Here is a 15,098-nt window from a genome sequence, read left to right as displayed (position 1 = left end):
CCTGTGCCGGCCCGTCCGTTTTCCCCGCGCGCCAGACACGGCGCGCTTCGACAAGACCACCACACATGTTCAAGCAACTGTGGGCCACCAAGCACCCGCATGCCGCCCATGAAGACGCCAACGGCCTGAGCCTGCGCCGCCACCTCGGCCCCTGGGGCCTGACCGCCCTCGGCATCGGTGCCGTGATCGGCGGCGGCATCTTCGTCATCACCGGCCAGGCCGCCGCCAATCACGCCGGCCCCGCGATCATGCTGTCGTTCGTGCTGGCCGCCATCTGCTGCGCCTTCTGCGCGCTGGCCTACGCCGAGTTCGCCTCGATGGTGCCGGTTTCTGGCAGCGCCTATACCTATACCTACGCCACCTTCGGCGAACTGTCGGCCTGGTTCATCGGCTGGATGCTGGTGCTTGAGTACGGCGTCTCTGCGTCGGCGGTGGCGGTCAGCTGGACCGGCTACTTCCTCAGCCTGCTCAGCCAGTTCGACATCCATCTGCCAGCGGCGCTGGTCAGTGCGCCACTGGACGCACAGCTGCGCCCCACCGGTGCTATCGCCAACCTGCCGGCCGCTGCGCTGGTACTGCTGCTGACCTGGCTGTGCTACGTCGGCATCAGCAAGTCATCGGCAATGAACATGGCGATGGTCGTGCTCAAGACCGGCCTCATCCTGCTGGTCATCGTGGTCGGCTGGAAGTACGTGGACACCAGCAACTGGACGCCGTTCATCCCCGCCAACGAAGGCCCCGGCAAGTACGGCATGGAAGGCGTGCTGCGTGGCGCGGCGATGGTGTTCTTCGCCTACATCGGCTTCGAGGCGGTCTCGGTGGCGGCGCAGGAATCCAAGAACCCGCAGCGCGACATGCCGATCGGCATGATGCTGTCGCTGGTGGTCTGCACCGTGCTCTACATCGCGATGGCCGCGGTGATGACCGGCCTGGTGCCGTTCCAGCTGCTGGGCACCGACGAACCGGTGGTGACCGCGGTGGCCGCGCATCCGCAGCTGGGTTGGCTGCGCTGGGTGGTCGAGGTCGGCGCGCTGGTCGGCCTGTCCTCGGTGGTACTGGTGATGATCATCGGCCAGCCGCGCATCTTCATGATCATGGGGCGCGACGGCCTGCTGCCGCCGGTGTTCACCAGGATCCACCCGAAGTACCGCACCCCGCACATCAACACGGTGATCACCGGCATCGGCATCGCGCTGCTGGCGGCGCTGTTCCCACTGGACATCCTTGGCGAGCTGACCTCGATGGGCACGCTGATCGCGTTCGCGGCGGTGTGTGCCGGCGTGCTGATCCTGCGCCGCACCCAGCCGGACCTGCCGCGCCCGTTCCGCATGCCGATGGCCTGGCTGATCTGCAGCCTGGGCGTGCTGAGTTGCCTTGCCCTGCTGTCGGCGATGACGATGCACAACTGGATGCTGATGGGCGTCTGGACCTTCGTCGGTTTCGTGATCTATTTCTGCTACGGCTTCAGGCACAGCCGCCTGCGTGTGAAGTAGGGTTTTTTGCATTGCAGGGCCTGCGGCCCTGCACCCGCTGGCGCAACGTCAACAGCAACAGCTGGACTGAGGGTTTGGCGGGGAGGGGGGAGATTGCGGGGGACGCTGCAAGTACATCCCTGTAAGCTCGGTCGCCGCATCCATGCGGCTCACGCCCCCGCAACCTCCCCCCTCCCCGCCTCCGACAGTCTCCTGGCACGTCCGGTAGATCCACGCCATGCGTGGATGAATTGCGTCTGAGAGATGAATTCTCTCCGGTCGATGAATTCCCTGTAGAGCCGAGCCATGCTCGGCTCCGAGCAAGCGCAGCGCCGCGCCCCCCTTTTCGCTTTTCCTTCTTCACTCCGTGGCCGGCCGTACACCGGAACCTGTCAGAGGCGGGGCGGGTGGGCCGTGTAGGGGCGTTGGCGCCATGAATGGCGCCATCGAGCTTACAGGGACGTACTTGCAGCGTCCCCTGCACGGCCCACCTGCCCCGCCCCGCCCATGAACCGCTCTATACGGCCAGCCACGAGGGGCTCAGCCGTTGGCCGAATCCAGTAAAATCGTCGGCATGAACGCCCCCACCTTCCCCTACGACACCGCGCGCCTGAGCGAACTGGCCCAGCTGCTGATCGACAACGTCCGCGAACTGGCCCACGCCGGCTGGACCCCGGCCACCAGCAGCAACTTCTCCCACCGCCTGGACGATCGCCACGCCGCGATCACGGTGTCCGGCAAGGACAAGGGCCGCCTGATCGAGGACGACATCATGGTGGTGGACTTCGACGGCCAGGCCGTCGGCCGTCCGCTGCGCCCGTCCGCCGAGACCCTGCTGCACACCCAGTTGTACCGCCGCTTCCCGGACGTCGGCTGCGTGCTGCATACGCACTCGCCGGTGCAGACCATCGCCTCGCGCCTGTACGCGCCGCAGGGTCATGTCCGCCTGGAAGGCTACGAGCTGTTGAAGGCCTTCGCCGGCAACAGTACCCATGAGATGGCCATCGATGTGCCGGTATTCGCCAACACCCAGGACATGAACGTGCTGTCGAAGCAGGTCGATGACCTGCTCGACCGGCAGAACCTGTGGGGCTATCTGATCGATGGCCACGGCCTGTACGCCTGGGGCCGCGACATGGCCGAGGCGCGCCGTCACCTCGAAGCCTTCGAATTCCTGTTCCACTGCGAACTGGAACTGCGCAGGCTGCGCGGCTGAACCGGCGCACAGGTGCAGATGCCGATCCGGAATCTGCATCCTGCGCCCACCCTGCTACCCTGTCCTCCCCCCGAGACGTTCAAGCTGCCGCCATGAGCCGACTGCGCATCTACGACGACATCCGCCCCGAATCGCCGCTGCTGGACACCCAGGACGGCGCGGTCATCGCTGCCGAGCTGCAGAAGATCGGCGTCACCTTCGAGCGCTGGCAGGCCACCGCGCCGGTCGCACCGGGCGCCAGCCAGGAGGAAGTGTTCGCCGCGTACCGCGCCGACATCGACCGCCTGGTGGCCGAGCGCGGTTTCAAGAGCGTGGACGTGGCCTCGATCGCCCCGGACAACCCGAACCGCGCCGAGCTTCGGAAAAAGTTCCTCGACGAGCACTTCCACAAGGAAGACGAGGTGCGCTTTTTCGTCGCCGGCTCCGGCCTGTTCACCCTGCACGTGGGTGACAAGGTCTATGAGATCGAGTGCGTGAAGGACGACCTGATCGCCGTGCCCGATGGCACCACCCACTGGTTCGACATGGGCGAGGAACCCAGCTTCGTGGCGATCCGCTTCTTCACCGAGCCGGACGGCTGGGTCGGCCATTTCACCGGCACCGACATCGCGCAGAAGTTCCCTCGTTACGTACCCACCCAGGCGTCCTGATCCATGCAAGCCCGCGTCATCCTGACCGACATCGAAGGCACCACCAGCAGCATCTCGTTCGTCAAGAACGTGCTGTTCCCCTATGCGCGCAAGGCGTTGCCCGCGTTTGTCGCCGAGCATGGCCAGCAGCCTGAAGTCCGCCGCTGGCTGGACGCGGTGGCTACCGAGATCGGCGGTGCCTGCCAGGACAATCTGGTGGCCGAGACGCTGCAGGGCTGGATCGACCAGGACCGCAAGCACACCGCCCTGAAGGCGCTGCAGGGGCTGATCTGGGACGAAGGATACCGCCGTGGCGACTACACCGCGCACTTCTACCCGGAAGTGGCGCCGGTGCTGAAGGGCTGGCACGCTTCCGGCCTGCCGCTGTACGTGTACTCCTCCGGTTCGGTGCCGGCGCAGAAGCTGTTCTTCGGGTTCAGCGACGCCGGCGACCTCAGCCCGCTGGTGTCGGGCTGGTTCGATACCGAAGTCGGCGGCAAGCGCGAGGCCGACAGCTACCGCCGCATCGTGCAGGCCATCGGCGTACCGGCCGGCGAGATCCTGTTCCTGTCCGATGTGGTGGAAGAACTGGATGCCGCCCGCGAAGCCGGGTTGCAGACCCGCCTGATCGATCGCCTGGATGATTACCCGATGCCGCGTACCGGCCAGGCCGCAAACGGCCACGAACGGGTCGAGAATTTCCAGCAGATCCAGCTGTAAGCAAAATGGTAGGTGCCAACCTTGGTTGGCATGCTGCTGGTGTGCCAACCAAGGTTGGCACCTACCAAAGCGGGAAACCCCTCAACGGTCGTTGAGGGTCTTCACCTTCAGCGCTTCGCGCAGGGTAACCAGATCCACCGGGCCGCGCACCGCGATATCACGTGTTTCGCCCGGCAGCAGGTCCAGCAGGTTGTCTTCGACCTGCACATCCAGCGCGCCGAAGTCGATCCACGCCGCGCGCACGTACGCCGCGCTTTCCAGCCGCAGACGATAGTGGTCCCCTTCGATGGACAACGTGGCCTTGAGTTTCTGCCGCGGCAACAGCTGGTCCTTGGCCTCAACGAAACCGACCACCTGCCGCGCGCTCACGTCGCCTTGCTGCAGCAACTCGAACACCGCCACCGTACGCGTCGGGTCGGCACCGGCCAGCAGCTCTGCATCGCTGAAATCGCCCATCGAGGTGACACCCGCCGCCACCAACGTCACCGTTTCCTCGCGACGACGCAGCACCTTTCCCTCCACGTCCATCACCCGCAGACGCCAGCGCGCTTCCAGTGAGGCGCCATCATTGATCAGGCGCACCCGCGTGCTGCCCTCGTCGCGCAGCGCTGCCACCGTCACTGGCGCGAAGAAACGCCGCGCGGCGAAGTGCAGCGCCTTCCAGCGGCCGAAATAGTCCACGCTGGACCACGAGGCGCCGGGCCAGACATCGTTGAGCTGCCAGTACAGCGAACCCATCGTGTATGGCCGCGAGGCGCGATGATGCAGCGCCGCCAGTGCGATGCCATCGGCCTGCATCACTTGGCTGAGATAGACGAAGTCCTCGAAGTCCTTCGGCGTGCCGTAACCCAGTTCGATGTAGTGCAGCAGGCGGCTGTTGCCCTCGCCGGCCATGAATTTCTGGTGCGCGCGGATCACCGGGCTGTCGATGCGCTGTTCGGCACGGGTGGCGATCTGGTCCACTGTCGCCACCGACGGCCACGCCTGCAGCCCGTACTCGGACATGAAGCGCGGCGTCTCGCGCAGGTAGGCCTGCACCGGCAACGCCGGATTCCCCCAGACCTGCCAGTAGTGCTTGTCGCCACGCGTTGAATCGTTGGCCTTCTCGTCAAGGTCGTTGCTCGGTGAGCTGGACCAGTACGGCACGCCCAGCCCCTCCTCGCCCACTACCTGGCGCAGGTCGTTGCCGAACAGGTCGACGTAGCCCTGCCAGACCTTCGCCGCAAATGCCGGGTTGGCCGCCTTCAGGTCGCGGCCGTGGCCCCAGTCCTTCCATGCGGTTTCTTCCTCGTTGTTGCCACACCACAGCACGATGCTGGGGTGATGGCGCAGACGGCGCACGTTGTCGCGTGCTTCGGCCACCACGTTGGCACGAAACGCCGGATCGTAGCCCGGCTGCATGCCGCCGCCGAACATGAAGTCCTGCCAGACCAGCAGGCCCAGTTCGTCGGCGATGTCGAAGAACGCGTCGTCCTCGTAGTAGCCGCCGCCCCAGTTGCGCAGCATGTTCATGTTGGCGTCGCGCGCGGCCGTCAGCACTTGGCGCAGGCGTGCGGCATCGACGCGAGCGGGAAAGGCATCGAACGGAATGACGTTGGCGCCCTTGGCGAAGATCTCCACGCCGTTGATGACGAAGGCAAAGCTCTGCCCGCCCTTGCGGTCTTCCTCGCGGCGCAGTTCGACCGTGCGCAGCCCGATGCGCTGCTCGCGCGCCAGCTCCGGCGTGCCACCTTGGTCCAGGCGGGCCTGCACCGTGTAGCGGTCCTGCGCGCCGTGGCCGACTGGCCACCAGCGCCGCGGATCGGCCAGTTCAACCGGAACCTCGATGCTGTTCTGGCCGGGCTTCAGCAGCACCGTGCGCTGCACCTGGGCCACGTTGCGGCCCTGCGGATCGCGCACATCCACATTCACCACGGCCGAGCCCGCCGCCGCGCCCTGCTCCACTTGCAGCAGCACGGCCAGCTTCGCCTGCTCCGCGCTCAATGCATCTGTACGCACCGCAAGATCGGTCAGGCGGTGAGCCTCCCAGGCCTGCAGGTCAACCCCGCGCCAGACGCCGGCGGTGACATAGCGAGGCCCCCAGTCCCAGCCAAAGTGGTAGGCCGGCTTGCGCACGAAGTTGCCGACCATCGCGTCCTTCGGCTCATCGCCATACGGCGACGGGTAGTTGCCAGCGATCTTGTGCGGCATTGCCTGCACGCCCGGCAGCAGGGTGCGGATAGGCGAACGGAACACGATCTGCAGTTCATTGTCCCTGGCCCGCAGGCGCCCATTCACGCGCGCGCGCCAGGTCCGGTGCGCGTTGTCCGCGCGCAGCAGCGGCTTGCCGTTGAGGCTGACGTCGGCGTAGGTATCCAGACCGTCGAAGCGCAGCTCGGCATTGGGCTTGGCCAGCGTCGCCGCATCCACGTCGAAGCGGGCGCGGTACTCCCAGGCGGCCAGGCCAATCCATTGCAGTTCGGCCTCTGGTGCGCCGATATACGGATCACGGATCAGTTCGTGAGCCAGCAGGTCGGTGTGCACGCTGCCCGGCACCGTCGCCGCCCGCCATTGCTGCAGACCTGGATGAGCGGCGCCCTGCGCGTCGCCGGGCAGCATACGGAACTCCCACTGTGCCTGCAGCGGCGTGGCAGCGACCGGGAAGGCGGACGCCGCGATCAGCAGCAGGAGCAGGCGGACAACGAGGGGAAGGCGATGCATGGGATGCTCCTGTCTTTCCGCCGGGCATGGTCCGGCGCTACCTGCAAGTCCAGCTCACGGCAGCACCGGGCCATGCCCGGCGCACCAACCTCAACGCACCACGTTCAACACTTCGTAACACGCACCCATGGTGTGGTAATCCACCTTGCCGGCCGGGCTCTTCTCGTCGCTGTACTTGCGATTGTCGGCATCGAGGATGCGGAACCAGGCGCCGTACCGGTGATCGACGAAGTGTTCCCACGAATACGCCCAGATACGCTCGTACCACTGCCAATAGCGGTCATCGCCGGTACGCTTGGCCATCAGTGCGGCGGTCGCAAGCGTCTCCGCCTGCACCCAGAAATACTTGTCGTCGTCGCAGACGAAACTGTCGCCACCGATCGGGGCGCCATCCATGCCCGGCTGCCGGCGCGACTCCGGCGCGAAACCGTAGTACAGGCCACCCCGCGCCTCGTCCCAGCTGCGCGCCACGGCCACGTCGAACAGGTGCTGCGCGGTCGGCACCAGCCAGTCGACCTGCACATGGCGGTCCAGGATCAACAACAGCTTGGCCCATTCGGTCTGGTGGCCCGGCTGGAAGCCCCACGGGCGGAACAGGTGCTTGGGGTCGTCCAGGTTGTAGTCCCAGTCGATCTCCCAGTTGGAATCGTAGTGCTCCCACACCAGGCCACAGGCCTTGGCGGCCTGGCGGCGGGTCATGTTGTCGGCCAGCTGCAGCGCGCGCTCCACATAGCGCTGTTCGCCGCTGGCCTCGAAGGCGGCCAGCATCGCCTCGCACATGTGCATGTTGGCGTTCTGGCCACGGTAGCCGGTGAAGTTCCACTGCCCATCGGCTTCGTCCTTGTAGAGGCCGTGCTGGGGCTCCCAGAAGCGCGCTTCCAGCAGCTGCCAGGTCTCGTCCATCCATGCGCGGGCCTGTTCGAGACCGGCCTTCAGTGCGCAGCTGTAGGCCAACAGCACGAACGCCACGCCGTAGCAGTGGTTCATGTCATCCTCGACCTTGCCGTCGCGCAGGGTCCAGGCGTAACCGCCGGTGGCCGGGTTGCGGTGCACCTCGCGCAGGTAGCGCACGCCGTGCTCGACCGCCTCACGGTATTCGGCGTTGCCGAATTCGCGGTAGGCCATCGCGTAGTTGAAGACGAAACGCGTGCTGCTCACCAGATGGCGATGGTTGGCGTCGTAGATGCTGCCGTCGTCACGGAAGTAGTGGAAGAAGCCACCGTTCGGGTCGATGCAGCGCGGGTGGTAGAACGCCATCGTGTCGGCGATATGCGCGCGCAGGAACGCGGGCGAACGGAAGTCGGGGGAGGTGCTCATGCGGTAATGTCCTGGGCCTGCAGCAGCTGCTGCACTTCATCGAGCGAGGGCATCGCGGCGAACGCGCCCTTGCGGGTAACAGCCAGCGCGCCGACCGCGGCGCCGAAGCGCAGCGTGGCGGTGATCGCCTCCGGGTCCTGGCAGAAGGCGGCAAAACCGGCACCGGCGCCGCCGCGCTCCAGCAGCCCAACCAGCACGCCACCGACGAAAGCATCGCCAGCCGCCGTGGTGTCGACGGTAGCCACGCGGAAGCTTGTGACCGTGCCGTGGTTGTCGCGCGTGTACCAGTGCAGCGTGGCCGCACCGTCGGTGACGATCACCCAGCGCCCGCGCGCAGCGAGCAGGCGCCGCAGTACCGCTGCCTCGCCATCGGCACCCAGCGGCGCGGCCAGGTAGTCCAGCTCCTCGCGCGACAGCTTGACCAGGTCGGCGCGTTCCAGCGCCTGCCACAGGCGCGGTGTCGGGTCCTCGTTCGCCGGCCACAGCGCCGGACGCAGATTGAGGTCGAGGCTGACCACCGCACCAGCCGCGCGCGCACGATCCATGCCGGCGAAGGTCGCCTCGGCGATGGCCGCTTCGGTCAGGCTGTTGGAACAGACATGGAAGCACTGTGCGCTGTCGAAGCACGCCGCCTGGAAGTCGCTGTCACGGAACAGCAGGTCGGCTGCCGGCGGGCGATAGAAGCTGAAGCTGCGCTCGCCGCTGGCATCCAGTGCGACGAAGGCCAGTGCGGTCTTGGCCGCATCGGTACGCACGATGTAATCCGTGCCCACGCCGTGCTCGACCAGGCTGTCGGCCAGGAAGTCGCCGAACATGTCGCGGCCCAGCGTGCCGACGAACTGCGTCTTCGCACCCAACCGTGCGGCCGCAACGGCAACGTTGGCCGGTGCACCACCGGCGTACTGCAGGAAGGCGCGCGGCGTGTCGGCCGAGGCCGGCGGCTGCGCTAGTAGATCGATCAAAATTTCGCCGAAGCAAACGATGGCACCCATTCCGGACTCAGCCTCCCTGCGTTGCGGAGGCCGGCGTACGCGCGCCGACCAGTCCGTAGAAAATGATGTAGCCGTAGCACAGCAGCGGCAGGATGAAGCTGGCCTGCACACCGATGTGGTCGGCCAGGACGCCCTGCAGGTACGGCACCACGGCACCGCCGACGATGGCCATGATCAGCAGGCTGGAGCCCTTGTTGGTCAGCGGCCCCAGGCGCTCGATGCTCAGCGCGAAGATGGTCGGGAACATGATCGAGTTGAACAGGCCGATCGCCACCACCGAGTACAGCGCGATGTTGCCGGAGCTCAGCATGGTCGTGACCAGCAGCGCCACGTTGACCAGCGCGAAGATCGCCAGCAGGCGGCTGGGCGAGAAGCGCGCCAGCAGCGCTGAGCCCGCGAAGCGGCCGATCATCGCCATCGTCCAGTAGGCCGACACGTAGTGTGTGGCTTCCTGTTCGCTGAAGCCACCGATGTTGGGCATCGACAGGTAGTTGACCAGGAAGCTGCCGATCGACACCTCAGCGCCGACGTAGAAGAAGATGCCCAGCACGCCCAGCAGCAGGTGGCGCTTGCGCAGCGCATCCAGGTAGCTGTGGTGGTGGCCCTGGTCGGCCTGCTCGGTGGCGTCGCTCAGCGCCGGCAGGCGGAACAGGAACACGAACAGCGCCAGCAGCACCAGCGCCACGGCCAGGCCCACGTACGGTCCCTGCACGGCCTGCGCCTCGGCGGCACGGTAGGCCAGCTGCTCGGCGGCCGGCAGCGCCGCGATGTCGTCAGCGCTCTTGACCGTGTTGGACAGGATCAGCATGCCGCCGAAGATCGGCGCGATGGCCGTGCCCAGCGAGTTCAGCGCCTGCGCCAGGGTCAGGCGGCTGGAACTGGTCTGTTCCGGGCCCAGCAGCGCGACGTACGGGTTGGCGGCGACCTGCAGCACGGTAATGCCCGTGGCCAGTACGAACAACGCACCGAGGAAGGCGCCGTACACGCGCAGTTCGGCCGCCGGCCAGAAGCCCAGCGCGCCAATGCCGGCGATCACCAGTCCAGCCACGATGCCCTTCTTGTAGCCCAGCGCCGCCACCAGGCGGCCCGCCGGCAGCGACATCAGGAAGTAAGTACCGAAGAAGGTGAACTGCACCAGCATCGCCTTGGCGTAGTTCAGTTCGAACACCGCCTTCAGGTGCGGGATCAGGATGTCATTGAGACAGGTCAGGAAGCCCCACATGAAGAAGATCGTGGTCACGACAGCCAACGCCTTGCCGTTGGTGACGGCGGGTGCGTTGCCCGAAGAACCCGATGGACGGGGCGTTGCGGAGATCGGCATGCGGTACGCGCCTCGATGCGCGGAAGGTCGTTGTTGCGTGGAAGGGGTATGCGGAAGGAATCAGTTCGGTCGTGCGGCACTGCTTTCGCGGATGCGCAACTGCACCGGCGCGACCGTGCGCCGAGGCGGCGCGTCGGGTTCGTCCAGCCGCTGCAGCAGCAGCGCCGCAGCCTGGCGGCCACGCTCGCGCGGGTCGGCGGTGAGCGTGGTCAACGGCGGTACGGCCACCGCCGCCTCGGAAATATCATCGAAGCCGGTGACGGCGAAATCGCCGCCCGGACGGATGCCGCGCGAGTTCAAGCCCAGCATCAGGCCCAGCGCGACGGTGTCGTTGTAGCAGACCGCCGCACTCGGCCGATGACCGTCGGCGAAGAGTTCATCGGTGCGCGCTGCCGCTTCCAGGCGGTTCGGGGCCGACTCGATCATCCAGCCCGGCGGCAGCGAAAGACCGGCCTCAGCCAGCGCCTGCTGGAAACCCGCGCGGCGCTGGTGGCAGGAACTGGATGCGGCGTGGCCCCCGAAGAACGCGATCTGGCGGTGCCCGCGCTCGATCAGGTGGCGCGTGGCCAGATAGGCGCCGTGCTGGTTGTCCAGGGTCAGGAAGTCCCAGTCGGCCCCGGCCAGTTCGCGGTTGAACAGCAGCACGTTGGCATTGGCACCCAGTGCCTGCCGCAGCTGTGCGGTATCGCTGCCCTCGGCCGGCGACAGGATCAGGCCGGCCGGGGTGTGCTCCATCAGCGTGGACAGCACCGCCTGCTGCCGCTCCGGCGATTCACCCGTGCTGCCGAGCAGGGTCACGTAGCCACGCCCGCCCAACGCCTCGTCCACACCCGATGCGAACTCGGCGAAGAACGGGTTGGAGAGATCGTTGATCACCAGCGCGATGCTCGACGAGGTACGACGGCGCAGGTTGGCCGCCGCGCGGTTGTAGACGTAACGCTGGCGGCGCAGTTCGGCCTCGACCTTGGCGCGGGTATCGACGTTGACCAGCGGGCTGCCACGCAGCACCAGCGACACGGTTGCCCGTGACACGCCGATCGCGCGCGCGATGTCGGTCACCGTCACCGCCTTGCCGGCGCGCTTGCTGGGACTGTTGCCGTTGTCGTTCATCGTCTTCCCGGACTCCGCTGGAGGCTCAAGCCTAATGGATCAGGGCCGTGTCGTGCCGTGCCGTTCGCTGGGTCAGCGCGAACGGCACAGTCCGGCTCAGCGCAGCTGGCTGCCCGGTGCCGCGCACCAGGACACCGGCAGGTCCTTCACCGCGGTGCCCCAGCCCTGCTCCGGCGCCTTCGCGTCGAGCGCGAACTGCAGGCGCGGGCCCTGCTGCAGGCGGTCCCAGTCCAACCACACCGGTGCATGCGCCTGGCCGTCGACCCGCACACCCTGCACGTATTGCAGGCGGCGGCCATCGGCTCCCGGCGCGTCGATGCGCAGGGTTCGGCCATTGCCCATATCCACTTCGACCTTGCTGAAGCGCGGCGTGTGCAGCAGGAACTGGCCGCTGCCCGGCACCGCCGGGTACACGCCGATGGCGCTGAACAGGTACCAGGCCGACATCGTGCCGAGGTCATCGTTGCCGGTCACGCCATTAGGGGCATTGGTGAACAACTGCTGCGCGGCACGCACCACGGCGGCGGTCTTCCACGGCTGGCCGATCAGCGTGTACAGCCACGGCGAGTGCAGGTCCGGCTCGTTGTTCGGGTTGTAGCGGAACTGGTTGTAGTAGCTGTACGGCCCCACCACCCACGCCTTGCGGGCGGCATTGAGCGGATCGGCCTGCAGCGCGTCCATCGCGAAGAACGCATCCAGGCGGCGACCGGCCTGTTCGCGGCCGTCCATCGCTTCGACCAGGCCCGGCACGTCCTGCTGCGCCAGCCACTGGTACTGCCACGCCGTGCCCTCATGGAAACCGTGGTGCGAACGCGGGCTGTAGTGGCCATCGGCCGGCGTGTACCACTGGCCATCCTCGGTGCGCGGGCGCGGGAAGCCGGTGAAACCCGTCTCGGCATCCCGCACCTGCGGGTCCCACACCTTGCGCCAGTTGCGGCCACGCTCACGCAGCGTCGCCGCATCCTGCGCATGGCCCAGGCCATCGGCCATCTGCGAGAGCGCGCAGTCGGCCAGCGCATATTCCAGCGTGGCCGAACCACCATGGTGTGGATCGACATCCATGCCCTTGGACGGGAACGCGCGGTCGTAGGCCACATAGCCCTTGTCCAGGTAGGTCGGGTTGCCGGAGCGTCCGGCCATGCGCGAGTTCAGTGGCGGCGTGCCGAAGGCATTGCGGCGCAGTGCATCCCAGGCCTGCGATTCACGGCCCTTGAGCGCGCCGAAGCGCCACAGGTCGACCATGAACGGCGTGACCGGATCGCCGGTCATGATGTTGGTCTCGAAGTTGGCATAACCCCAGCGCGGCAGCCAACCGACCTGTTCGTCGATCGCCAGCAGGGTACGGCCGATGTCGCGCGCCACGTCCGGGCGGGTCAGCGCCAGCCACTGGTTCTGCGCGCGGTAGGTATCCCACAGCGAGAAGTACTCGTAATAGGTCCAGCCATCGGCGCGGTGGATACCGTCGTCATAACCGCGGTAGCGGCCGTCGGCGTCGTTGCCGGTCATCGGCTGCAGCAGTGCGTGATAGACCGCGCTGTAGAACACCGCGCGGTCGTCGGCAGTGCCGCCCTGAACACGCACCCGGCCCAGCTGCTCGCGCCAGGACTGCTGGGACAGCGCACGCATGCGGTCGAAGCCGAGCAGCACCCCATTCTGCATGCCTTCTGCGCGCAGGTTGGTGCGCGCGCCTTCGGCATCCACGTGCGAGATCGCGCTGACCGCCGTCACCGACTGGCCCTTGGCCAGGTCGAAGCTGAGCCAGGCGCCGTTCGGCTTCTGCTCGCCTTCCATGCTGTGGCGCGCGCCCGGCAGGCCACCGCCCTCACCCCAGGTGCCATGCGCCTTGAACGGACGGTCAAACTCGATGCGGAACCAGGTGGTGTACTGGTGGCCGCCACAGAAGCTCTTGGTGACCAGTTTGCCTTCCACCACACGATCGCCGACCACATCGACCACGCTGCCGATCACCGAATGGCGCTCGTTGGCCTGGCCGACATTGACGAGCACGTGGCCATCGCCGCTGCGCTGGCTGAAGGTGTAGCGCTCGGCGGCGGCACGGGTGCGCGCGGTGGCTTCCGCATCGATGCCGCCGTAGCTGGTCAGGCGCACCTTGTAGTAGCCGGCCTGGCCGACCTCGCCATCGTGGGTGTAGGTCGATGCGTAGGCCTTGTGGTCGAACTGCTTGGCATTGCCGGTATCGAAATCGCCGCCAGGACCGATCGAACCGGTCACCGGCAGCACCGACACCTGGCCACCCTGCTCCCAGCAGCCGGCGCCGGAAATGAACGAATGACCGAAGCCACGGATCTTCTCGTCGTCGTAGCGCCAGCCCGAATAGTGGCTGCCGATCGGGCTGACCTGGATCAGGCCGAACGGCGCCGACGCGCCCGGGAACGTATTGCCGTCGTCCTTGCTGCCGATGAAGGTATTGACCTCGCGTTCCAGCGCGACCGGTGCGGCCTGCAGCAGCACCGGCACTGACGACAGCGCGAGCAGGCAGGCCAGGCGCACCAGCGGGCGCGAGGACAATGGGACGGCGGGAGCAGACGGCACTGGACGCATGTCGGGTTCCTGTAGTCGATGACGCGGAGGCAGACGGCCGGGGCCGTCCAGCACCGTTCCGCTGAGCCCTGCCCTGACCTGCAGAGAGCTCCCCCTGGAATGACGCCCGACCTACCAGACCGTGAATTTAGATCGATTCAAGTAGAGCATGCAGGTTCAGCCGAATGCATTCTGCGGCGCAGCATGAGATGGGGTGTTCGGCAGGGCTGCGCCCTGCACCTGCTACGAGCTGGAGCAACAGCAACAGCAACAGCAACAGCAACAGCAACAGCAGAAGCCAGTTTCCTGCGGGGAGTCGGGGTGGGTCCGGTTGCGGGGGACGCTGCAAGTACGTCCATGTAAGCTCGGTCGCCGCATCCATGCGGCTCACTGATCTGGCCCCCCGTCAGCGGACGCCAAGAGCAAGTACGTCCATGTAAGCTCGGTCGCCGCATCCATGCGGCTCACGCCCCCGCACCCGGACCCACCCCGCCTTCGACAGATTCCCGCGATCTGCAACGAATCTCTGACGGATAACGAAATCGATCCGGGGTCAGATCCGTTTTCCATAGGAAAACGGATCTGACCCCATGCCGTTACCCCATGCCGTCCCCAGGACCCATCCAACCGTCACCGGGAAACTGTCGAAGGCGGGGCGGTGTCGGATTGCGGGGTGTCCGCGGCATGGATGCCGCGGCCAAGCCCCCAGGGACGGGTTTACGGCGTCCCCGCAATCCGACACCGCCCCGCCAAACCACAGCCAACCCAGAGCCGCTTTGGCTTTGGCTTTCGCTTCAAGCAGGTGCAGGGCGCAGCCCTGCCGACCCACCCTCCCCTGCGCACGAAAACGATTTCACTGATTTCAGCAAACCGTCATCCCTTCGCCACGCCAGTACCATATTGCGCAGCAGCATGCGCCTGCGGGCTACCCGTGCTAAAAATCGCCCGCCCATCGCTTAGATCGATCCAAGACGACGCTGCGATGGCCGGGAGTTGGGGGAGCAGCAACAGGACGTACCAGGCCACGCGCGCGGCGCCACTGGCAGTTGCTTGGCGACAGCGACAAAGTCACTTCAAATT

At 66.7% G+C, this 15,098-nt stretch carries 10 protein-coding genes; 4 read left to right on the top strand and 6 right to left on the bottom strand.

What is annotated here, in order from left to right; translation table 11 throughout:
* The first annotated feature begins 65 nt into the window (after positions 1–65).
* From PEM_RS07370 to mtnC, 4 genes are all read left to right on the top strand, one after another.
* Positions 66–1,493, top strand: a complete 1,428-nt coding sequence (locus PEM_RS07370; RefSeq protein ID WP_065184963.1) for an amino acid permease — start codon at positions 66–68, stop codon at positions 1,491–1,493.
* A gap of 553 nt (positions 1,494–2,046) precedes the next feature.
* Positions 2,047–2,688 carry a methylthioribulose 1-phosphate dehydratase gene (locus tag PEM_RS07365; protein ID WP_005416352.1) on the top strand — a complete coding sequence of 214 codons (642 nt, stop codon included), beginning with the start codon at positions 2,047–2,049 and terminating at the stop codon, positions 2,686–2,688.
* Positions 2,689–2,780: 92 nt separating this feature from the next.
* Positions 2,781–3,338: an acireductone dioxygenase gene (locus PEM_RS07360; RefSeq protein ID WP_049402829.1), complete on the top strand. Its 558-nt coding sequence runs from the start codon at positions 2,781–2,783 to the stop codon at positions 3,336–3,338.
* 3 nt (positions 3,339–3,341) lie between these two features.
* Positions 3,342–4,037 carry an acireductone synthase gene (gene mtnC / locus PEM_RS07355; RefSeq protein ID WP_005416350.1) on the top strand — a complete coding sequence of 232 codons (696 nt, stop codon included), beginning with the start codon at positions 3,342–3,344 and terminating at the stop codon, positions 4,035–4,037.
* Between the two features lie 81 nt (positions 4,038–4,118).
* On the opposite strand, the gene PEM_RS07350 is transcribed toward mtnC, so the two are convergent.
* From PEM_RS07350 to PEM_RS07325, 6 genes are all read right to left on the bottom strand, one after another.
* Positions 4,119–6,737: a glycoside hydrolase family 2 protein gene (locus PEM_RS07350; RefSeq protein WP_111128441.1), complete on the bottom strand. Its 2,619-nt coding sequence runs from the start codon at positions 6,735–6,737 to the stop codon at positions 4,119–4,121.
* A 90-nt stretch (positions 6,738–6,827) separates the two neighbouring features.
* A complete protein-coding gene (locus PEM_RS07345) occupies positions 6,828–8,054 on the bottom strand; it encodes an AGE family epimerase/isomerase (RefSeq protein ID WP_111128439.1) in 1,227 nt (408 codons plus the stop codon).
* The gene (locus PEM_RS07340) at positions 8,051–9,046 is read right to left on the bottom strand and encodes a carbohydrate kinase (RefSeq protein ID WP_111128437.1); all 996 of its coding nucleotides are present in this window, start codon (positions 9,044–9,046) and stop codon (positions 8,051–8,053) included. Before PEM_RS07340 ends, PEM_RS07345 begins: the two co-directional genes overlap by 4 nt.
* Before the next feature lie 7 nt (positions 9,047–9,053).
* Positions 9,054–10,367: an L-fucose:H+ symporter permease gene (gene fucP, locus PEM_RS07335; protein WP_005416346.1), complete on the bottom strand. Its 1,314-nt coding sequence runs from the start codon at positions 10,365–10,367 to the stop codon at positions 9,054–9,056.
* A 60-nt stretch (positions 10,368–10,427) separates the two neighbouring features.
* On the bottom strand, positions 10,428–11,477 hold the full coding sequence (locus tag PEM_RS07330) for a LacI family DNA-binding transcriptional regulator (protein WP_005416345.1): 1,050 nt from the start codon (positions 11,475–11,477) through the stop codon (positions 10,428–10,430).
* Between the two features lie 96 nt (positions 11,478–11,573).
* The gene (locus PEM_RS07325) at positions 11,574–14,039 is read right to left on the bottom strand and encodes a GH92 family glycosyl hydrolase (RefSeq protein WP_111128436.1); all 2,466 of its coding nucleotides are present in this window, start codon (positions 14,037–14,039) and stop codon (positions 11,574–11,576) included.
* Positions 14,040–15,098: the final 1,059 nt, after the last annotated feature.

This window comes from Stenotrophomonas sp. Pemsol (assembly GCF_003586545.1).
Taxonomy (GTDB): domain Bacteria; phylum Pseudomonadota; class Gammaproteobacteria; order Xanthomonadales; family Xanthomonadaceae; genus Stenotrophomonas; species Stenotrophomonas sepilia.
Note: the sequence above shows the minus strand (reverse complement) of the source record. Positions and strands in the feature narration are given on the sequence as shown.

Coding starts and splice junctions, on each gene's coding strand:
- PEM_RS07370 (WP_065184963.1), top strand. CDS start 66: ATGTTCAAGCAACTGTGGGCCACCAAGCACCCGCATGCCGCCCATGAA.
- PEM_RS07365 (WP_005416352.1), top strand. CDS start 2,047: ATGAACGCCCCCACCTTCCCCTACGACACCGCGCGCCTGAGCGAACTG.
- PEM_RS07360 (WP_049402829.1), top strand. CDS start 2,781: ATGAGCCGACTGCGCATCTACGACGACATCCGCCCCGAATCGCCGCTG.
- mtnC (WP_005416350.1), top strand. CDS start 3,342: ATGCAAGCCCGCGTCATCCTGACCGACATCGAAGGCACCACCAGCAGC.
- PEM_RS07350 (WP_111128441.1), bottom strand. CDS start 6,737: ATGCATCGCCTTCCCCTCGTTGTCCGCCTGCTCCTGCTGCTGATCGCG.
- PEM_RS07345 (WP_111128439.1), bottom strand. CDS start 8,054: ATGAGCACCTCCCCCGACTTCCGTTCGCCCGCGTTCCTGCGCGCGCAT.
- PEM_RS07340 (WP_111128437.1), bottom strand. CDS start 9,046: ATGGGTGCCATCGTTTGCTTCGGCGAAATTTTGATCGATCTACTAGCG.
- fucP (WP_005416346.1), bottom strand. CDS start 10,367: ATGCCGATCTCCGCAACGCCCCGTCCATCGGGTTCTTCGGGCAACGCA.
- PEM_RS07330 (WP_005416345.1), bottom strand. CDS start 11,477: ATGAACGACAACGGCAACAGTCCCAGCAAGCGCGCCGGCAAGGCGGTG.
- PEM_RS07325 (WP_111128436.1), bottom strand. CDS start 14,039: ATGCGTCCAGTGCCGTCTGCTCCCGCCGTCCCATTGTCCTCGCGCCCG.